The organism is Propionispira arboris, from assembly GCF_900109225.1.
GTDB classification, from domain to species: domain Bacteria; phylum Bacillota; class Negativicutes; order Selenomonadales; family Selenomonadaceae; genus Propionispira; species Propionispira arboris.
Genome location: NZ_FNZK01000009.1, coordinates 37,553 through 58,356, shown reverse-complemented (window position 1 = coordinate 58,356; position 20,804 = coordinate 37,553). Strand labels below are relative to the sequence as shown.

Sequence of the window (20,804 nt, the reverse complement as noted above, 5' to 3'; positions counted from 1 at the left end):
TCCAAAAAGCTGCGATAAAGTTTCATCACTTTACCGCAGCTTCTCCTACTGAAAATAATATTTTTTATTTTTTTACGATACTGTACGTATCATCAATTGCCTTACCTGTTCCTACATCATACGTTGTAATAGCGAATGTATCTGCTGTAATATTGACCACCGAATACGTTGGACGCCAGCTCTGATTACGAGCTGCGATATAATCCTGCTGGATTGGCAATAACTCATAATATTTCGATCCCGTAGCAGAGTTGGCTGTCATATAGAAAACACCCTTCGGATTCGTAACTTTTCCCTGACGCATATCAGCAATATTATAGCAATTATTTTGTGTTAAAAAATCCGCCCGTGTCTGCTCATTTTTTAGATCTACCGTCTTATCAAAGACCTGATGTTGTTTGCTGTCCCCCGTTAACTGATACGTTCTTGCATAGGTATGATCATGCCCCTGCAAAACAGCATCAATATGATTTGCATCAAATATCGGGGTAAGCTGTGTACGAAGAATGATTCCATCTGAATCTGAATGATCCAGTCCTGAACCATAAATATCCTGATGAATCATCACAATACGCCATTTAGCCTTTGGATTAGCGGCAACAGCCTTTTCAATAAGAGCTTTATGGTCGGCTGCATTATAATTGTTTGTATTAAGGACAATGAACAAGGCATTGCCGTAACTATAATAATAGCCATGTCCAGCTGCAGTTGGACTCTGTTCTTCTTTAAAAGGGTTCGGTGTATTAAAATGGTTCTGATACCCTCTTGTCAAAGAATCATGATTACCAATCGTTGTGGAAACCGGTAAAGAACGAAGTGCCGCAGCTGATAAGTATCCTGAATATTGATATTCTTGCTGCTTGATCTCATCCGGTGTATTATTTTTTGCCACTTCATTTATTTGATCACCCGCCGAAATCATAAAGCTGATTTCAGGATGCTGCGTAAGCGCTGCATTTAATGTTTTATTCCAGTTATAAGCATCATTTCGTGCGGCTAACTCCGAATTTTGTTTTTGGTCACCGCCTACAGGAACCTGCCCTGCCGAAGCACCGATCTGTGGATCACCGACAAACAAAAAAGAAAAATCTGACAAGCTTTTGGTTTTATACTCTTGCGGTTTCTGCCAAGTTCCATCAATCTTCACTTGATACCAGTAAGTCTGATTCGCCTTAAATCCGTCAGCAACAACTTTATTCGCATAATATTGAATGCCTTCTACAACAGACCCAGTCTCGGATGTTCCTGAAAATTCTTTTGCATTCTTCATCGAAACATCTTTCGCCACACGAACCTGCGCCCCATCCATTTTTGAATACCAGGCAAAATTCAACTGGCTCGCATCACTCCCAGGAGACAGTGAAACCTGCTCATGATTTGTTTTTGTATCATCCCAGGCAGCTTTCCAAGCTTGCCAATCCGTATCTGCAGACACTTGTGTTTTTGTCACAGCTTGTGGCGTTAATGAAGCATCATTCCAATGTTCCGTAGCTGCAAAACTAGTCAAAGTTCCCAAACTGATCGCCGCAAAAATGGCCGCTGTCAAAATCCTTTTTTTTGTTTTCATATTTCCATTTCCCTCCAATTATATTTAAACTGGACTACGATGGTACTAGTTTTTATCATACGCTGTTACGTACTAGAAATGGTTATGATTTTGTTATCTTATTGTAAAGATTACAGACCAAATAAACGCATTAAAAAAAGCGGCAAAAAATTCATTTTCACCGCCTGCTGAATCAATATTTTTTAGAGTATATATTCTAAGATACCTTGCGCCACACCATCATGATGTACAGAAGCCACTGTATAATCCGCAATTTTTTTCAGTGAAGCATCTGCATTATCCATAGCAAAGCCGTACCCTACAGCCGCCAGCATTTCCTTGTCATTTTTACCATCGCCAAAGGCATAACTGTTTTCCAGCGGAATATCCAAAGCCTGCAAAGCCCGCTGAATGCCTGTCGCTTTTGTTTGTGCTTTCGCATAAAGTTCAAAGTTCAGCTTATGACGTGGATCGGTCATGAATTCCATTTTATCATTCACAAACGACATACAGACATCCAATCCGTCTTCATTCTTCGAAATAAATTCCATTTTATAAACATCTAAATTTCTCGCATCAAAATCATACACAAACCGATTTTTTGCTATTTCAATATCTTCATAAAAATCGTCAAGCTGTTTGAATTCCGGCTTTAAATAAACATGTTTCGTCCCTTGCAATATATATTCCACTTGATGGTCATCACACTTTTTACAAGTGCTTGCTACATAAGCTTTATCCAGTGGTTTTTTATAAAGCACCTGATCTCCCATGATAACGGCTGCACCATTCATCAATACATATCCATCAAAGCCAAATTCAGTGATTTCTTTATCTAAAAAAGCAAATGGTCTGCCTGAAGCAATAAAAGTATAATGCCCCGCATCCTGCAGTTGACGAATGGTTTTTTTTGTTTTAGCGCTCATCGTCATCATGCCTTTGCTTATATCAATCAATGTGCCATCCACATCAAAGAAAACCGCTTTTTTCATACATTACCCTCACTTTTTCCTATGATTATATATATTCTATTATATAGGGTTTGTCCCCATAATACCAGTACGGTCACACAAAAGAAAATAAACCGGCTCCTCTTACTTGTTCCTTTATAAATGTTTCGCTAAATATGCCTCAAACACAACATCAAATTCTGTCGGTGTCATACCATATACTTCAGTAAAAGCTTTTTCAGCATCACCTGTAGCTTGAACCTGTTGTGTCCAATTATGAATTGAAGCCACACCATACGTATCCACTAAGTAACAAGCGGCCAATTCAGCGACTTCATCAACCGTACCTTCGCCATAGGTTTTCACGGCATTTTCCCAGCCATCAGCCGTTTCCAATTCTAGCAAACTTGGTCTTGTATCTGCTTTTGCCAATAGGCGAAACCATGTTTTTTTATACATATTCAAATTGGCCAGACCTGCTGACTCAACGGTGTAAGCCGCTGTAACATAGATACTTCCATTACTAAACCAGGTCAGCTTTGCTAACTGTTCTTGTGCTGCGATTTGTTCTTGAAAATAACTAATCAAGATCATAGCTGGCACAAAAACACGCTGCTCTTTATGAGATAAACTCGTCATATTTAAAACAACGGTATGCCCATAATTATAATAAAGGCTTTTGCCGGCCCGTTTTTCAGCCTCTGCCGGGCTCAGACCCAATTCACGTTGCAGCGTCTTTTGATATTCTGCTTCATTTGTAAGGATGATTTTTTGGGAAGCACGCAGATCACCACCCCACTGATTTTTTAAAAACTGCCGTGCTAGCACAACACTATTTTCAACATCCTCATAATAAGCAGCCGATACACCATCTTGTCGAACAATTTGCAGCGTGGTAGGCTCAGACAGCTGATTGGAAAACCATGCTTCAAAATCACTTAAAAATACATCCGGCTTTTTTTGAAAAACTTTTTCAAATGCTTTTTCACCATTTCCCAGTTGACCTACTTCCCTAAAATATGCAGCAATTAATTCATATTTTTGATTATCTGGTACAGAGGCAAGCAGATAAAACACCATCAAATCCGCGATACGATAGGATGATTCGTCCTTTTCCATAAGTTTTACCCATTGATCCTTATTCGCATGAAACACCTCGCCTGGATCTAGCTGGTCGCTTTTACTGCGCAAAGCATTGATGCGCTCGACCGGAAATTGCCGCATCGGTAAATAGCCACTTTTCTCAGCCATACGAGCACCCATATAATCAGCCGTACCTTCCGTCAGCCAGCGCAAAGCTTTATCACCTTTATCATGTGATAACTGTGCCTGTACCTGATGAAATAGTTCATGTCCCATGGTAGCTACGCGATTTTGTGACAAACGCATATTATTCGAATAACCATTTAGCGCAACGACTTTCAGGTCGGCATTTGCCATACCGCCCGTTACTTGCGCTTCTCGATCAATATTTTTCTCTTTCATATGAAATTCTTTTTGCAAAACAGCTGCATACTGCTCCTTGGTTGGACAGATGAAAATTTTGATGTCCCTATTTAATGTAACCTTCATATCTGCCTGCAAAACCTGATTAAATAGATCCGCTGTTTTTTGTACATCATCCTGCATCACTGCATCTGTCCCATCTTGCGCGACAACTTGAAAAATTCCCGGACTCTGTTTTTCGGGCCACATTGTATTTGAGTAAAAAGCCACCCAGGACAATAGACCGAAAATAATACATATATTCACCAAAAACTTCACTTTCTTCAAGTGCATTGTCTCCTTTGCTATGAGCATTACAGAATATCTTTTTATTTTAACAGATCGTATGCAAAAATGCTCGAAAAAAAACATCCTATAAAAAAGACATAAAACATGTCTTTTTATAGGATGTTTTAACGATGCATCCAATTATTTCTTTTTGATAACCGCATTCACTTCACTCAGTTTCATACTTCTCGATATACTTGTAAAAGTAAGCAGCATGCTAAAAAACATTAACATTGCTATAATTTTCATATACATGATCTCCACTCATAATAAATTTTATGGATACCGCATTAAATAAATGACATCCAGCTTATTCGTCTGCCATATAAAATATTTAATACAACTTATATAGTATAGTTTACAATTCATTTCTTTGATCTCTCTTTGATTTTGGAAAATACAGGCAAATAATTTTTTATTTACAGCAGATTATACACACAGGCTTCATATGGCTTCAAGCAAATCCGATCGATATTTTCTTGTATATCATCCTTATAATTACCAATCACAAATTCAGCTTTCGTATACGAAATATCCTCTGGTAAATGGAAAGTCACAGCATGAGCAAAAAAGTTTAAAACAACCAACCATCTTGTTTTTCCAAATTCGCGCATAAACGCGTAAATTTTCCCATCATTTTCCAAAAGAAGTCGATACGATCCGTAAACAATAATTTCATGTGTTTTCCGCAATTCAATCAATTGCTTATAATAATAATAAATGGAATTCTCATCACGTTTAGCAGCTTCCGCATTGATTTCTTTATAGTTCGAATTCACACCAATCCATGGTTTTCCCTTTGTAAATCCGGCATTTTCTTCCTGATTCCATTGAAATGGCGTCCGCGCATTATCCCGGCCACTACGATAAATAGCTTCCATAACAGCTTCTTTATCCTCACCACATTCTATTACTTTTTCCTGGTACATATTCAAAATTTCAATATCACGATAATCCTCAATCGACGAGAATTTCACATTGGTCATGCCAAGTTCTTCCCCCTGATAGATATACGGTGTCCCTTGAAGCATATGATTAAACGTTGCCAGCATTTTCGCCGACTCCACCCGATAAATTTTGTCATTGCCAAAGCGACTGACCATACGCGGCGTATCATGATTATTCAAATATAAACTATTCCAGCCTCGACCTGCCAACCCGATTTGCCATTTACTGATAATTCGTTTCAGTTCCAAAAAGTTCCATGGTTTAGAGTGCCATTTGTCCTCATCGGCACGATCCAAATCCATATGCTCAAACTGAAAAATCATGTTCAGTTCATGTCGATCTTGGCCTGTATATAATATAGCATCTTCAACACTCGTCCCTGGCATCTCACCAACCGTTAAAATATCATAATTCGTCAATACGTTTGCATGCATTTCCTGTAAAAATTCATGAATTCTCGGCCCGTTGATAAAAAACTGCCCGCCTGCCTGATAAGTTCTGCCAGCTACAGTTGAAGCATCTGGCAAAGATTGTACTTTTGAGAGGAAATTAATGACATCCATCCGAAAGCCATCGACTCCTTTTGCCAGCCACCAGTTCATAATAGCATAAATTTCCTTACGCAAGGCTGGATTCTCCCAATTTAAATCCGGTTGTTTTTTCGAAAACAAATGTAAATAATAAGCATCCGTTTTTAAATCATATTGCCAGGCTGACCCACCAAAAAATGACTCCCAATTATTTGGTTCCCTTCCATTTTTTGCTGAACGCCAAATATAATAATCACGTTTTGGATTGTCTTTGGATGATGCAGATTCAATAAACCATTTATGTTCATCAGAACTATGGTTTACCACTAAATCCATAACAATCTTCATGCCACGATCATGAATTCCTTTTGCTAAAACATCCCAATCCGCCATCGTACCAAAATCTTGCATAATCGCCTGATAATCACTGACATCATACCCATTATCATCATTTGGTGACTGATATACCGGTGACAGCCATAGTACATCAACCCCTAGATCCTTTAAATAATCAAGTTTTTCATAAATCCCCCGCAAATCACCAATGCCGTCACCATTGCTGTCATAAAAACTGCGCGGATAAATCTGATAAACTACACTTTCTTTCCACCATGTTTTTTCCATGATACCAGCTCCTCACTGCATTATTCGTGGGATATTATTTCAATAAATACTGTTCTTGTGTTATCTACACTATAACACTTTATGAAGGAAAAATGAATGTCCCTTTTTTATCATAAACCAATAGACAGCAAAAATAAATTCGTCAACCGTTCGAATCGCATTTGGTTGACGGTTTAACCTGACATAGGTATAATGAAGAATAGTATAAAAAAGTAGGAGCTTGATTACCATGAATACAAGAGTTTTAACCAAAATAGCAATCTGTGTAGCACTCTTAAGCGTATCCGCTTACATATCGATTCCACTGCCGTTTACCGCCGCTATGCTGACCGCATTAACGGTCGTAGTAAACCTGGTCGCATTTGTGTTAACGCCAAAACAGGCCTTTCTGACCCTTGCCGTATACATCTTACTTGGAACAGCCGGTCTGCCTATTTTCGTAGGAGGAATGGGCGGCCCTGGTAAATTATTCGGACCGACTGGTGGTTTTATTTTCGGTTATCTTTTAGCCGTACCTTTAATGAGTCTCTTAAAAGGAAAAACCCCTGATTTCAAACGCTATATGGCGGTTGCTGTTTTTATCGGAATGCCTGTTATTTATATAGGTGGTTCCATTTCAATGTGTCTCGTGCAAAATTTAGATATCTTTTCTACACTGGTGGTGGCAGTTTTTCCTTTCATTATCGGTGATATCGTCAAATCTGGAATTGCTGCTTATTTAGGAGTTAAGTTGAATAAAATTTTTGCAAGTCAAAGAGGATAAATAAAATGGAAAATGTTTATATTCTAGGTGGTATGCGAAGCCATATCGGACTCAAAAATGGTATATTCAAAAATGTACAGCCGGAAGACTTAGCAGCTGACCTCTTAAAAGAATTGATCAAAAAATATCAACTCGACACCATCGACCAAATCATTGGCGGCAATGCCGTTGGAACAGGCGGAAATATTACCCGTTTAATGGCATTAAAAGCAGGTATTAGCGAAGAAGTCCCTGCTTTTACAATTGATATGCAATGCTCTTCAGCTTGCATGAGCATCGATGTTGCCTTCGCCAAAATTCAAAGCGGCCAATGTGATTTGATCATTGCTGGCGGCATGGAAAGTAGTTCACTCCAGCCGCTTCGCAGCTATGTGAAAAATGACAGTCGTTATAGCGATGGTCATGCCCAGTATATGGTGGCACAATTCTCACCAAACGAAAACAGTGACCTTGCCATGCTCGAAGGCGCGCAGCGAGTCATACAAAAAGAAAAAATAACAAAAGCCGAGCTTGATTTTTGGTCATTAGAAAGTCATGCCCATGCCAAAGCTGCCAAAAATCAAAACCAACTTGCCGATGTGATCCTGCCTCTATATGGCAGCACCAAAGATGAAGGTATTCGCGAACACATGAGTCAAAAGTTATTAGACCGCCTGCCATTACTACTCGGGGAAAATACGCTAATAACCGCTGGCAACTCATGTCTGATCAACGATGGAGCAGCTTTTATTGTCCTTGCTTCCGAAAAATTTCTTAAAAAAAAGGGACGAGCCCCCCTCGCACAAATCATGCACACCTGCTCCATTGGAACCAATCCTTTATACAGCCCGCTATCAGCAATGAAAGCAGTGGATAAACTGCTAACAAGCGCCCATTTAAAATACAACGATATTGCAAATTTTGAATTTAATGAAGCCTTCGCTGTGATTGATGTATTATTTGAGCGTGTATATCCAAAGCTTGTTGACCGTTATAATATCTTGGGCGGTGCCTTAGCCTATGGACATCCTTATGGAGCGTCCGGAGGAATCATTATGCTTCATCTATTAAAAGCTCTGGAATACACAAAAGGACTTTATGGTGTTTGCTCGATTGCCGGAGCAGGCGGATTAGGTTCCGCAATTTTAATCAAGAGGATGAAGGCTTAATGAATTATTTTACATTATTGAAAGAAATGTCATATAAAAACAAAACTAAGCTGTTTGTAAGGCTCAATCAAAACAATTATTCTTATGAAGATCTATTTGGGGCGGCAAATTGCTTAGGTGATCAAATACAACTAAGACACTCTGTTGTGCTTATCTATTCTAACAATTTACTTTTTCAAGTCACCGCTTTTTTTGCGGCCATGAAATCCGGGAATATTCCCATTTTATCGCATTATAGTCTCCCTATTGAGTCCTTAAAAAAAATGATAATTAAAAATCAGATAAAATATATCCTATCGGATCAAAACCCGAATTTTGATTTTCTTGTCAAGGTTGAAACGATACCCGAAGCTTTTTTATTAACGACTGAGGTTGAAGAAGAACAAAGTACCACGTCTACTATTTGTATGGGAGTATTAAGCTCTGGCTCAACCGATGTCCCTAAAGTCCTCTTTCGTTCCTATGAAAGCTGGGCCGGATTTTTTCCTACACAAAATAAAATTTTTAGCATAGATGCTTCAACTATTTTATTTATGCATGGCAGTTTAAGTTTTACCGGAAATCTCAATGCCATTCTTTCTGTTTTATATGCAGGCGGCTCAATCGTATTAACCGATGTGTTCCACTGCAAAACCTGGCTGAACGAAATAAACGAATTTCAAGTAACGACGATTTACCTTGTACCAGCCAAATTAAAAGCATTCGTCAAATTCATCCATGAACCAAGTAAAAGTGTAACGATGATTTTCACCGGTTCACAGCTCTTATTTTCTTCGATGGCCCTTACCTTAAAAGAAAAATTTATCAATTCCAACATCATTCTCTATTATGGCGCCAGCGAATTAAATTACATTACCTATCTCGAATATAAGGATCTACTAACGAACCCGCTAAGCGTAGGCAAACCATTTCCCGGCGTAACCGTATCGATCAAAGAAGGGTTTATCTATGTTGATACACCGTATCATATCGAAGGGATCGACTTGCCTTATACGGTGTATGATCGAGGTTATTTTGCTGAAAATCAACACTTAATATTTTTAGGCAGACAAGAAGATGTGATCAACAAAGGCGGCTTCAAAATAAGCTGCATAAAAATCGAAGAGGCACTCAAAAAAATACCCGGCATCAAGAACATTGCCGTCATTGCCTATCAAGATGATAAACGGGGCAATGAAGCAGCCGCGTTTCTTGTTACCGATGGTAAGGTCAAAAAAGATTCGATTCGCTCCATGATAAAAGACACGCTGATGGCGGTCGAGATACCAAAAAGATTTATCTTCATCCATGAAATACCACTAAACGATTCCGGTAAAGTTGACCGGAAAAAATTAAAAGCACTCTTATAAATAAGGGCAGGGGGATTTCGTACTCCCCTTACCCTTATTTTTTTTGCATTAAATTCATACCCCTATCATTTTAAAAAATGTGAAGGGGCGACTCCTTCACATTTTTTAAAACATTTACTGAAATAAAAAACATCACTGAACCCAACTTTTGTGGCAACAACAGAAATTGTGTGACCATCGAGTAAAAGTTCTTTGGCTTTTTGAATCCGCAAATGGATTAGATAGTGAATCGGTGATTTCCCAGTGATCTTTTTGAAAATATTTTCCAGATAGGTTGGACTAATATTAATTTTATCAGCAAGATCCTTTAATGTAATTTTGCTGCAATAATTTTGGGACATAAAATGAAGTAAAGTTTCTATTTTTCTTATGTGGTCATAGTTGAAATTTGTGGTTGTTTTCCAATAGAGCAGCAGTGACAAAATTTCCATAAAAATAGCTTTAGCCCGTATCATTCGATTATAATCGCTAAAAAACCATGTTTTTATGAAACTGGAAAACAATTCGGCGATGCGGGAGTATAAAAAATGATCCGAAATGTTTTCTACCGTGCAAAAAGGAAGAGGATTATCTGTCTGAATCCACTGATTATCACTAAAAATTGGATGCGTGTAAAAGAAATCAACGGTAAAACATTTCATCAAATTTGGGGAACTGGTACTCCCTAATCGATAATCTTCCGGACGATAATAGACCAAATCTCCTTTTTTAACAGTATAACTTTTTTGATTACAAACCAGCTTGGCTTCACCATCATAAACTAAAATTAAATTATGTCTGTCATAAATGGTTTTTCCCTCGAGCTTCCAATCGGGAGTACATTTTCGTTCCGCGGCATACGTAATTTGGAGAAACATGTTTTCTAATAAATATTCAGGCGACAAACCAGACATAAGCACCTCCATAAATAGTGAGATAGTACAAATATAATTATATAATATATGTTCAAAACATTCTATAAGATGTAGATTAATAGTAGTCTAATGATTGATATTTTGTGTACAGAGATTAAATTATTAGATTATTCATAAAAATAAAACAGTTATATTAGATAAATAGATACCCGTCAATATGCCGGGAAAATTTTAATTCATTAAATCAAATTATGAGTGGAGGAAAATAAAATGAGAATACCTTTTGAAACAATGAAAGCAGAAGTAAAGCGAGTTTTTTTGAAAGTCGGAATGTCGGAAGAAAAGGCGGATATCTGTGCACAAGTCCATACCGAGTCAAGTCGCGACGGGGTATATTCCCATGGTCTAAATCGTGTGGCTCGATTTGTTGATTACGTACAAAAAGGCTGGGTTGATATAAATGCTGAGCCTACTTTATTTTTAAATGCGGGAGCTATCGAAAACTATGACGGGAATCGCGGTCCTGGCATACTGAATGCAAAATTTGCTATGAATCGTGCCATTGAAATTTCCAAAAAATTTGGTATTGGACTTGTTACGTTACGCAACACCACGCACTGGATGCGCGGCGGTACATATGGCTGGGATGCAGCCAATCAAGGCTATGCTGGGATTTGCTGGACCAATACAGAATCTTGCATGCCGACTTGGGGCGCAAAAAACACCCGGGTTGGTAATAATCCTTTTGTAATGGCACTGCCGCGAACTGAGGGAAATATTGTCCTAGACATGGCTATGTCACAATTTTCTTATGGTAAACTGCAAGTGACAAGACTTAAAAATGAGCTTTTGCCCGTACCAGGCGGCTATGATAAAGACGGCAACCTAACCAGTGTCCCTGGCCTTATTGAGGAATCGATGCGAATTTTGCCAACAGGTTACTGGAAAGGATCTGGATTTGCTATTTTACTTGATACCGTAGCTGCAATTTTATCGAATGGTTTGGCTACTTCTGGGATTGATAAAGTCCATGAAGGAAGCTGCGGCGGCTGCAGTCAAATTTTTGTCGTTATTGACCCTTATGCCGCTGGAACAAAGACTTTTGTCGAACAAACTCTAAATGAAACGATTGCCTATATAAAAGCTTCCGAACCAGTAAAAGAAGGCGGAGAAATTTACTTTCCTGGCGAATTAGCTGCAAAAACACGCCGTGAAAATATGGAACAAGGAATTCCCGCCGATGAAAATGTATGGCAGGAAATACTCAAACTATAAATGTTTTTTGACCAAAACGAATTATCCGTATGGTTTACATAAAAGATATAAGAAATGAGGCTGCAGCTTATGAAAGCAATTGAAGTGCTAAAACCTGGCGAAATCACAATTGTAGAACGTCCAATTCCTGACTGTGGAGAAAATGAAGTTTTGTATGATGCCAAAAAAGCTTTTACAGTTATGGATACAAATCCCGCTGAAGTTTGTAAAATAGTGCTTACATTTTAACACTGTCATTTCATATAAAATTGATCAGCAAAATTTAAAACACACTTATAAAAATAAGGACAAGCGGGATTCGTCTCCCCTTGTCCTTATTTTTGCATTACTTACACCGAAATTAAATCTTTAACAGCAAAATCGGCATGTATGGTGTAGGTTGCATTTATATTACTATATTTAATTTTAGCTGTTTTTTGTTCCATATCATAGTACCAGCCGGCAGTACTTGCTTGCCATTCCCGTTGATTTAGAAACATCGAGAGTTTCCTATCCTGCAATCTAATTTGAATTGGTGCGATATCATGGCAGATTAGGTCTAACTGCACTACTTTAACGGGTGTCAAAAAGCTGCCTTCCGGCGTAAAGGTAATTTTCGTGCCATTACTTTTGTTGATATTAACTTTTGTTTTCAAATAATCGCCGTGTTTATAGTGATTTGTAATACCATCATCTTCATATAAGCTAAATTCCGCCTCGCTTGAGACTTCCACAAGCAGATGCAGTGTTTCACCTACAGCCTTATGAATATTCGTTAATTCTTCGCTCATTGGTATAATAGCACCACTTCTAATAAACATCGGAATGGAACCCAGCGATACTTCTACTTCAATTATTTGTCCGCCCTCGTAACGCTTCTTAGTATACCAGTCAAACCATTCTGCTCCTGCTGGCAAATAAACCTGCCTTGTTTTTGCACCCTTATCTAAGATATTAGCAATCAACAAGGAACTGCCTAGCATAAAATCAAAACTCTCTTCCAGTACATTGTGATCATCTTGGAATTCATAAATTAAGGGTCTCATAATCGGTGAACCTTCAGTAGCCGCCTCCACAAGCAATGAATACAAATAAGGAACTAAACGATACCTCAATTGAATAGCCGCCTTAATATATTTTGTATATGAAGGGAACATCCACGGTTCCGTAACAGTATTGTCCGTATTGCAAGAATGAATTGAAAATCTCGGTTGGAAAATTCCGTTTTGTATCCATCGGACAAAGAGTTCCGGTTCAGGGGCCGGTCCAAAAAATCCTCCAATGTCACAGCCCTGATTCGCTACCCCGGACAAACCCATACCGAGTATCACCGGAATATTGAATTTTAAACTTTTCCAGCTTGTATTATTATCCCCCGCCCAGGTTTGGGCATAACGTTGAATACCGGCAAACCCAGCTCGGCTGACAATATAAGGCCTAATATTAGGATACGTCTCTAAAACGGTTTCTTTAGCCATAAAGGCCATAAGATTTGGCATAAGGGGGCGCAAGGCACTCACGTTTTCCTTCAGTCCCTCATAGTGACAAATTGATGCTAAATCATTCATTTCATATTCATTATTGTCATTCCAGATTGAGGTAATTCCAAGGGAAACAATTGCTTCTTGCAAATGCTTTTTCCAAAGTTCACGACCTTTAGGGTTTGTAAAATCAACAAAAGAAGCTTGTCCCCCCCAATACCTGTCAGTTTGCGGTTTCTCATCACTGTCATCTTTTATATAGGCCCCGGCCGCAGCAAACTCTTTATATAAAGGATGCGTCGTTAACATGCCCGGTTTGATATTGGGTGCTAATGCAGCGCCCTTTTCCTTCATTTCTTCTACAAATCCTTGAGGATTCGTAAAGCGGTCATAGTTCCAGTTAAATACATATCTTTTTCCATCCGCCCCTGCAGTATAACCTGAAGACAAGAAAAATCCATCGCACGGAATTTCTTCTTCTTTGCATTTGTCCAAAAATTGTAGAATAGCCTTGTCAGCAGAAACATCTAATTCCGTATAATACATCGTAGATCCCATGTAGCCCAAGGAATATTTTGCTGGCAAGATTGTTTTTCCTGTTAAATCCGTATAATTTTTTATGACATCTTTTATTTTCGGCCCACAAATAAAGAATACATCGAGCTCTCCTCCATCTGCGCAAAAATAGCTATACGTATTCCAATACCCACTTCTTTCACAACCCATATCGAAAACAGAATCGTAGGAGTTGTTATAGAATAAACCGCTCGCTATATTGTTTTTGCTATTTAGCTTAATATAAAACGGAATATGCTTATACAGTGGATCTGTCAATTCGGAATCATAGCCAAGCGTATCAACATTATGCATTCTCATTCGACGTTTCTTCTTATTTAAAACTCCTGCTTTTTCGCCAAACCCATAAAAATAATCATCATCATCCATACAGGAATAATGATAAATTCTCCCTAAGTCATCTTGCACACTGGCTTTTTCTTGTAAATCGGAATGCAATATATTTCCGTTTTTATCTGAAATCTCTATTGCAAAAGGATTTTTGTGAATTTTGATATTTAATTTTTTAGCAGCCCATAAAATATAAGTATCACAATCTTGATAAGCCACAGCAATGGCTTCTACTCTTTTTCTTTCGCCTTGCAGCAACTCGTCCATATGATCTTGCCAAGCTGTCAGGACCAGTGCATAGGAAGCCTCTGGTTTGAATTCAGCTGCAAACGTACAGCGAATCCGTACAATATCGTCATTTAACAAGATCAATCGATACTTACCCGCATCTGTCTCTATATCTAAATAAGTATGATGATTCTCTATTTTTACAATTTTTCTGCTCACTTTCATAAGCAAGGCCTCCCTCGATAATCTTTATTTTTTATAATACCCCTAGCTGTCGCAATTTTTAATTCATGCAATATCATATATTTACAATTCATCGTCCATGCCAATTAAATCGAATTTTTCAAAACTGACCACGACTTTGTAATCAATTGGAATATTTTTATATTTTATGCATACAACTCCCCTTGAAGGATTATAATACCACCCTTCAACTGCTTTGGCGAAGGTATCAACATGTAAATACTGTTTTAGCTGCTTCTCATTAACAGTAACCCAATAAGCCCCTTTTTCTTTATGAATTACCTTTAAAAATATGCTTTCAATACTTGAAACAAATTTACCCTCTTTATGAAAAATAATTTCTGATCTTATTTTATTTTTTACCGTAATCATAGTTTTTAAATATGTACCATTTAAATATTCATTCGTTTTTCCATCATCTTCATAAAATGTAAATTTGCTGTTCCTATCCGTCGCAATAACCAATTCTAATTTTTCAACTTGATCTTTACTGATATTTGATATGTCCTCGGTCATTGGCACAATAGCAGTATCTCGAAAAAACATTGGAATTGATGCTAAAGATATCGGTATTTCAATCTCTTGTCCACCATCAAATTTCTCCATTGTTTCCCAGTAATACCAATCTGATCCGGCCGGCAAGTATAATTTCCTAGATACTGCCCCCTTATCAAAAACATTCGCTACTAATATGCTTGATCCAAACATAAACGTAAAGTTATCATCCGTCAAACATCTTGTATCGTCTTGAAATTCTAAAAACAACGGTCTAATAATCGGTGTACCTTCACTGCAAGCTTCATACATTAAGGAGTACATATATGGCAATAATTTATATCTTAATTTGTAGGCTGCTCTGACGAATTCAATATTTTCAGCATACATCCATGGTTCCGTCACTGTATTATCATTATTTGCCGAATTTATAACAAACCTAGGTTGAAAAATGCCGTTTTGAATCCAGCGTAATAATAGTTCAGCCTCAGGTGCTTTTCCCGCAAAGCCGCCAATATCACAACCATTATTCGCTACACCAGACAGACCCATACCAATAATTGTATTGATATTAAACTTAGGCGTACGCCAATCTGTCAAATTATCGCCGGCCCAAGTTTGTGCATATCTTTGAATCCCGGCAAACCCGGCTCGGCTAATGATATAAGGACGAGCCTCTGGATAAACTTCGGCAATTGCCTCTCTCCCAGCATGTGCCATTAAATTACTCTGCAGACTTTTCAACTGTGCCATAGTCCCTAAGCCGCCATCAAAATCACAAATAGCTTCTTTATTCGTAATCCCATCATATTCACAATTATCGTTCCATACGGTACTGGTTCCCTTTGTCAAAATGTTTTCCTTTAGCAATTTCTTCCATGCATTTCTACCGCTTGGTTTGCTAAAATCAATAAATTTCCCAAGTCCACCCCACCAGTTTCCCAAGCAGGCTTCTTTATTGTCTGCATCTTTAATAAAAGCCGATTGTTCTGCATAATATTTAGCATAAGGATGATTTTTTAGTACACCCGGTTTTAAGTTTGGTATAACATTAATTCCCTTATCATTCATACTGCGAAAAAATTCATTTACGCTAGGAAATTTTTTATGATTCCAGTTAAAGGTATAACGTAAATTATCTTCTTCACCAGACGAATATCCGGATGCCAGCCAAAAATTATCAATTGGTATGTCCTCTTTGCTATGTTTATCAATCACATTGTAAATTTCTTGATCACAGTTTTCTTTGAGCTCAGCATAATACATTGTCGAAGCCGTATACCCTAATGACTGCTTAGGTGGAAACGCCTGCTTACCTGTTAAATCTGTATATTTCGTCACTACATCTTTAACTTTTGGTCCATGAATTAAAAATAAATCAATATCACCACCATCGGTCATATAATAACTATAGCGTGGCCAATAACCACTAATTTCACGGCCCATATCAAAAACGGCATCATATGAGTTATTGTAAAACAGACCCACTGCCTTTTTGCTGGTTTCATTGATGCGAATATAAAACGGAATATGTTTGTACAAAGGATCGCCATTTTCGGGATCATGTCCAATCGCATCTTTAGGGCTCATCATCATCCGTTGTCCTTTTTTGTCTAAGTTTCCTGTTTTTTCACCAAACCCATAAAAATGATCTTTATCTAAATCAATCGCATTATAATGATATCTTCTGCCTAACTGATCTTTGACAAAAGATCTGCCTATCAAATCGGAATACAACAACACTTTATTATGATCATATAATTTGAAACCAAATGGTTCTTTATAGAGCTCGAGTATTAAACTGCTCGTTTTAAAGATCATTTTTTGTTTATCTTCCGTATACGAAACATCAAGCGCTTTGATTCGTTTTCTTTCCTTACCTAGAAAGTTATCAAATCGATCTTCCCAGGCGGTTAAAGTTAGTACATAAGATTCTTCAATAAATTTTTTATCAAATGATGTCCTTATTCTAATAATATCTTTCGTTAAAAAAATAAGCTTTATAAAGGGTCCATCCGTTTCTATCAAATAACCATTTTCGATTTTTTTGCTGTTTGTAACTTTTGTTGCACAAATCAAAGCAGCAGCACTCCTTTAACATCAAAATTCATAAACGTATAAAATAAGTTTGAAGCGGTTTCATAACCGCTTCAAATGCAATACTCCCCGACAATTATTTCTTTTTATTTTTTATGCCAATTACGCTTTGTAAAGCATTATAAGCACGATTTACTTTTTTCTCCAAAGCTACCTGGAGCTGTTCACCAACGATAACAGCATCTTTAACACCATCTAAATTCTTTAAAACTTCGCAATTTGCCGCTGTATTATCGGATAATGTAATTCTTAGACGGGTAGCGCAATATGTATAATAATCAATATTATAGGCACCACCAACATTTTTCAAAATTGCATTTGCCAAAACCAATTGATCCGCTTCCACTCCTTTTGGATTTTCTACTTCATTTGGCTGACTCCAAAGCTCTTCATATTTATACCCTGTTAACTCTTCTGTAACCGCCCTTGCTTCAATACTGACATCCGCTTTACTTCCCCCAGCTTTTAAACGATCAATTTCTTGAATCAACACCGCATGGGTTTGTTTATTCAGCTTAAAGTGCCAGGCAAAATACAATGCAATACCAATCAAACCAGCTGTTCCAATCAATAATGTATTCGCAATCGTATGAATCGCTTCTGGTGATTGGACTAACTGCCCTTTAACAAAGCCACCTTCTTGCATAACAAAACCTACAATAATGGTAGCAATTGCTACTGTAGTTTTTCTCGAAAAAGTCATTACCGCCGCAAACAAACCTTCTCTTCTTTTCTGTGATATAATTTCATCTACATCCGGAATAAAAGGAAAAACATTCCAGGGTGTAAATTCGAGAAGCTGACGACCAATTTGATAGAAAAAACCAAGTGCATATAAAATAGCTAATTTTGAAGCCGGATCATAAAGATATACGGCAAAAAAGCCAAACAAACAGGCAATCATTGTTATATACGAAATTTTAAACAAATTGCGCGGGCCAAATTTAATCATTAAGAAACCACCCGCAATTGTTGTCGGTATTCCAATAAGACTAAGTGAAAGTATATCTGCGGCATTTGCTGATGGAAGATCCAGACAAAATACAGCAAAGAAAATAAAGATTGTATTAAAAACATCTTTTCCCGTAAAAGAACAAATATAGATCAATAAATGTTGACGAAAAGCTTTAACCTTTAAAGTAGACCAATATTCTTGGGCAATATAGACAATACTGGCACATCTTTGTGCAAAACTTTGTGGCACTTCAGCTTGAAGAAGTTCTTCTTTCATTTTCGCGGTAAGATCTCTTTCCCAAGTCACTTTATAGCTAATAAAGAGGCAGATCGCAAACAATACCGCAAAAATCGTACCATTTAACGTATAAGCATACGCATTATTTTCACCAAAATAACGAATTAAGATGGATGGAATAAACGTAGCTAAAAAAACACCCGTAGAGGATATAAACATACGACAGGTCGACAGCTTGGTTCGAGAGTTAAAATCGGTTGTCATTTCTGATGGTAAAGTTTCCCAAGGTATCAATACCATCGCTGCAATAATTTCAAAAGCTAAATAACAGGTTAGATAATACCAATAACTCATGCCGGTAAGCCAAAGCAAAGCATACACCAACATGAGGGGTGACCCAATTAGTAAGAAAAAGCGGCGGCGTCCGAACCGTTTTCCAAGACTATTCTTGAAAAAATTATCGGATATACTGCCAATCGCCAGACTGACAACCGCATCAACGATCCGAGCAATTCCGACTATGGAAGCAGCCTGAACTGGTGTTAAGCCTGCATAGGTTGTATAAAAGAAAAGCATCCACGCTCCGATAATGGTAAATGCACCGCCACCCATTAAATCAGTTAATCCATAGCCAATGCCAATCGGAATTGTAATTTTTCTGTTTTTCGCAGTCATATGAATTCCTCCTATATTCTAAATTGAAAGTCGCTTGTATTTTTTATATATTCTGATAATTATTTCAGGATAATTTTAAATGGTAAGAACTGAAAGGGAACTTTCACAGCCCCCTTTCAAATCTCACATTTCAGCCCAAATATTTCCGCAAAGTTTTCTGAACAGCTTCCGGTCCAGTAATCATTTCTTTAAAATAGACTTCAATCCGATCTCCTAGCCCAATTTTATATAAATCCAAGCCAAAAATAGTTGGATCGCTGAGAATCGTTTTTAAAGCAGCATGAACATCCATGTTTGTACCAAAATGTACATCGGCCAAATGCCCCTGTAACTCTTCCAATAATGGATCGGGACTCACCGTAAATGAATTGCCAGAATCGTCAAGACCCAGCAAATAACGACACCAGCCCGCAATCGTCAAGGGAATGTACGTAAGGTTTTTCACATCTAAATCTGGTGATTTTTGGTACGCTTTAATCGTTTCACCAAATCGAATGCCAAGTTTTTGTGAAGTATCACAAGCTATGCGCTGTGGTGTATCCGGTATTGCGGGGTTTGGAAAACGTTCTGTCAAACATTCCCGTAGAAAATCTTGTGGATTTAATACCCCTGGATCGGCGACAACTTTCATACCTTCTTGATAACCAATATTTTCAACAAGCTTATAGAGCAACGGATTTTTCATTTCATCGGCAATTAATGTATAACCTAACAAACAGCCAAAAACCGCCAATGCTGTATGCAGTGGATTCAAACATGTACAAACCTTCATTTTTTCCACACAATCAACCGTCTGGCGGTTTGTGAAAATCACACCAGCTTTTTCGAGAGGCGGCCTTCCATTAAGGAATGTATCTTCTACGACCAAATATTCGGTCTTTTCCGCATTGACAAAAGGAGCATAACAGCCACCACGTTGGCTAGAAATAAACTCCATATCCGTAAATCCGTCTTGCAAAAGTTCTTTTTGTATTTTTTCAGACGGACGTGGTGTTATTTTATCAATCATACTGCACGGATAAGCGACTTGTTGCCTTAAATACTCCATGAAACCAGCTTTGACAAGACCTGTTTGTTCCCAGTTTTGGGCAATCTCTTGTACTGCCTTTTTCAAGACCAGACCATTTTGTGAACAATTATCCAGACTCAAAAGCGTTAACGGACAAGCACCTGCTATATAACGTTCATAGAGTAACGAAACTACCCTTGCTAAAAAGCTTTGCGGTGCTTTGGGTCCAGCTAGCAGATCTGCAGCAATATCAGGTAAGTAAGTATCATCTTTCGCCTTGATCTTGTACCCTTTTTCGGTAATCGTAAAGCTCATAATCTGAAGCGATGGTCTACACAAAATTTCTTGCAGCCGCTCCCAATCAGCTTTTTCTTCCGTACGGCAAGTCAAGCTTTCTGCAATGCTGCCAATTACAGTTTTGCGAGTGGTTTGATCTGGATACAACGTAACCAATAAGTTCAAATTATCATGTGGCTGATAAATTTTTTCAATGATTTCCCTAGTATTCGTTGCGGCTACTATGATTCCCGTGTTCACAGCCCCTTGATTTAACAAATTCTGCTGCAAGGAAGCAATAAAAGCACGAAATATATTTCCCGGTCCAAAATGCAGCCAGCTTGGATTTTTTGCGGTTTCCTGCAGCATTTTGCTGCGATCAAACTCTGGTAATGCTATTCCTTTACTTTTCCAAGTAAATACATCTTGCATACTTTCCACATTGAGTTTCATCTTATATCCT

General features: G+C 37.9%; 14 protein-coding genes. 5 read left to right on the top strand and 9 right to left on the bottom strand.

The features are described 5' to 3' along the window. Positions 1-64: 64 nt before the first annotated feature. The 4 genes from BMY14_RS10145 to BMY14_RS10130 form a co-directional block, all read right to left on the bottom strand. The gene (locus BMY14_RS10145; protein WP_091831416.1) at positions 65-1,567 is read right to left on the bottom strand and encodes a purple acid phosphatase family protein; all 1,503 of its coding nucleotides are present in this window, start codon (positions 1,565-1,567) and stop codon (positions 65-67) included. 182 nt (positions 1,568-1,749) lie between these two features. Next, complete coding sequence (locus BMY14_RS10140; protein WP_091831414.1) at positions 1,750-2,538, bottom strand: HAD family hydrolase; 789 nt, start codon at positions 2,536-2,538, stop codon at positions 1,750-1,752. 114 nt (positions 2,539-2,652) lie between these two features. Next, on the bottom strand, positions 2,653-4,269 hold the full coding sequence (locus BMY14_RS10135; protein WP_091831412.1) for a hypothetical protein: 1,617 nt from the start codon (positions 4,267-4,269) through the stop codon (positions 2,653-2,655). Between the two features lie 419 nt (positions 4,270-4,688). Then, positions 4,689-6,371, bottom strand: coding sequence for a glycoside hydrolase family 13 protein (locus tag BMY14_RS10130; protein ID WP_091831410.1), 1,683 nt, complete (start codon positions 6,369-6,371; stop codon positions 4,689-4,691). A 229-nt stretch (positions 6,372-6,600) separates the two neighbouring features. On the opposite strand from BMY14_RS10130, the gene BMY14_RS10125 reads away from it, so the two are divergent. The 3 genes from BMY14_RS10125 to BMY14_RS10115 are packed head-to-tail and all read left to right on the top strand — an operon-like array spanning position 6,601 to position 9,631. Then, the gene (locus tag BMY14_RS10125) at positions 6,601-7,134 is read left to right on the top strand and encodes a biotin transporter BioY (RefSeq protein ID WP_019553510.1); all 534 of its coding nucleotides are present in this window, start codon (positions 6,601-6,603) and stop codon (positions 7,132-7,134) included. A 5-nt stretch (positions 7,135-7,139) separates the two neighbouring features. Next, positions 7,140-8,282 (top strand): thiolase family protein, encoded by a 1,143-nt coding sequence (locus BMY14_RS10120; protein WP_091831408.1) that lies wholly within the window; start codon positions 7,140-7,142, stop codon positions 8,280-8,282. Then, a complete protein-coding gene (locus tag BMY14_RS10115; protein ID WP_091831406.1) occupies positions 8,282-9,631 on the top strand; it encodes an AMP-binding protein in 1,350 nt (449 codons plus the stop codon). The genes BMY14_RS10120 and BMY14_RS10115 overlap by 1 nt, the downstream gene beginning before the upstream one ends. 65 nt (positions 9,632-9,696) lie before the next feature. On the opposite strand, the gene BMY14_RS10110 is transcribed toward BMY14_RS10115, so the two are convergent. After that, positions 9,697-10,524 carry a helix-turn-helix domain-containing protein gene (locus BMY14_RS10110; protein ID WP_091831404.1) on the bottom strand — a complete coding sequence of 276 codons (828 nt, stop codon included), beginning with the start codon at positions 10,522-10,524 and terminating at the stop codon, positions 9,697-9,699. A 231-nt stretch (positions 10,525-10,755) separates the two neighbouring features. Here BMY14_RS10110 and yiaK point away from each other — a divergent pair, with 231 nt between their 5' ends. Continuing rightward, positions 10,756-11,760 (top strand): 3-dehydro-L-gulonate 2-dehydrogenase, encoded by a 1,005-nt coding sequence (gene yiaK, locus BMY14_RS10105; RefSeq protein ID WP_091831402.1) that lies wholly within the window; start codon positions 10,756-10,758, stop codon positions 11,758-11,760. A 69-nt stretch (positions 11,761-11,829) separates the two neighbouring features. Then, on the top strand, positions 11,830-11,988 hold the full coding sequence (locus tag BMY14_RS20535) for a hypothetical protein (RefSeq protein ID WP_177177546.1): 159 nt from the start codon (positions 11,830-11,832) through the stop codon (positions 11,986-11,988). A gap of 101 nt (positions 11,989-12,089) precedes the next feature. Here BMY14_RS20535 and BMY14_RS10100 read toward each other — a convergent pair whose 3' ends face one another. The 4 genes from BMY14_RS10100 to BMY14_RS10085 form a co-directional block, all read right to left on the bottom strand. Beyond that, complete coding sequence (locus BMY14_RS10100; RefSeq protein ID WP_091831400.1) at positions 12,090-14,579, bottom strand: glycoside hydrolase family 31 protein; 2,490 nt, start codon at positions 14,577-14,579, stop codon at positions 12,090-12,092. Positions 14,580-14,660: 81 nt separating this feature from the next. Beyond that, a complete protein-coding gene (locus tag BMY14_RS10095; protein ID WP_091831398.1) occupies positions 14,661-17,171 on the bottom strand; it encodes a glycoside hydrolase family 31 protein in 2,511 nt (836 codons plus the stop codon). Positions 17,172-17,265: 94 nt separating this feature from the next. Continuing rightward, positions 17,266-19,056: an MFS transporter gene (locus tag BMY14_RS10090; protein ID WP_091831396.1), complete on the bottom strand. Its 1,791-nt coding sequence runs from the start codon at positions 19,054-19,056 to the stop codon at positions 17,266-17,268. A gap of 130 nt (positions 19,057-19,186) precedes the next feature. Next, complete coding sequence (locus BMY14_RS10085; RefSeq protein ID WP_091831395.1) at positions 19,187-20,794, bottom strand: mannitol dehydrogenase family protein; 1,608 nt, start codon at positions 20,792-20,794, stop codon at positions 19,187-19,189. Positions 20,795-20,804: the final 10 nt, after the last annotated feature.

Bases quoted from the DNA above. Each gene is read 5' to 3' on its own strand.
- BMY14_RS10145 (WP_091831416.1), bottom strand. From the start codon at position 1,567: ATGAAAACAAAAAAAAGGATTTTGACAGCGGCCATTTTTGCGGCGATC.
- BMY14_RS10140 (WP_091831414.1), bottom strand. From the start codon at position 2,538: ATGAAAAAAGCGGTTTTCTTTGATGTGGATGGCACATTGATTGATATA.
- BMY14_RS10130 (WP_091831410.1), bottom strand. From the start codon at position 6,371: ATGGAAAAAACATGGTGGAAAGAAAGTGTAGTTTATCAGATTTATCCG.
- BMY14_RS10125 (WP_019553510.1), top strand. From the start codon at position 6,601: ATGAATACAAGAGTTTTAACCAAAATAGCAATCTGTGTAGCACTCTTA.
- BMY14_RS10120 (WP_091831408.1), top strand. From the start codon at position 7,140: ATGGAAAATGTTTATATTCTAGGTGGTATGCGAAGCCATATCGGACTC.
- BMY14_RS10115 (WP_091831406.1), top strand. From the start codon at position 8,282: ATGAATTATTTTACATTATTGAAAGAAATGTCATATAAAAACAAAACT.
- BMY14_RS10110 (WP_091831404.1), bottom strand. From the start codon at position 10,524: ATGTCTGGTTTGTCGCCTGAATATTTATTAGAAAACATGTTTCTCCAA.
- yiaK (WP_091831402.1), top strand. From the start codon at position 10,756: ATGAGAATACCTTTTGAAACAATGAAAGCAGAAGTAAAGCGAGTTTTT.
- BMY14_RS20535 (WP_177177546.1), top strand. From the start codon at position 11,830: ATGAAAGCAATTGAAGTGCTAAAACCTGGCGAAATCACAATTGTAGAA.
- BMY14_RS10100 (WP_091831400.1), bottom strand. From the start codon at position 14,579: ATGAAAGTGAGCAGAAAAATTGTAAAAATAGAGAATCATCATACTTAT.
- BMY14_RS10090 (WP_091831396.1), bottom strand. From the start codon at position 19,056: ATGACTGCGAAAAACAGAAAAATTACAATTCCGATTGGCATTGGCTAT.
- BMY14_RS10085 (WP_091831395.1), bottom strand. From the start codon at position 20,794: ATGAAACTCAATGTGGAAAGTATGCAAGATGTATTTACTTGGAAAAGT.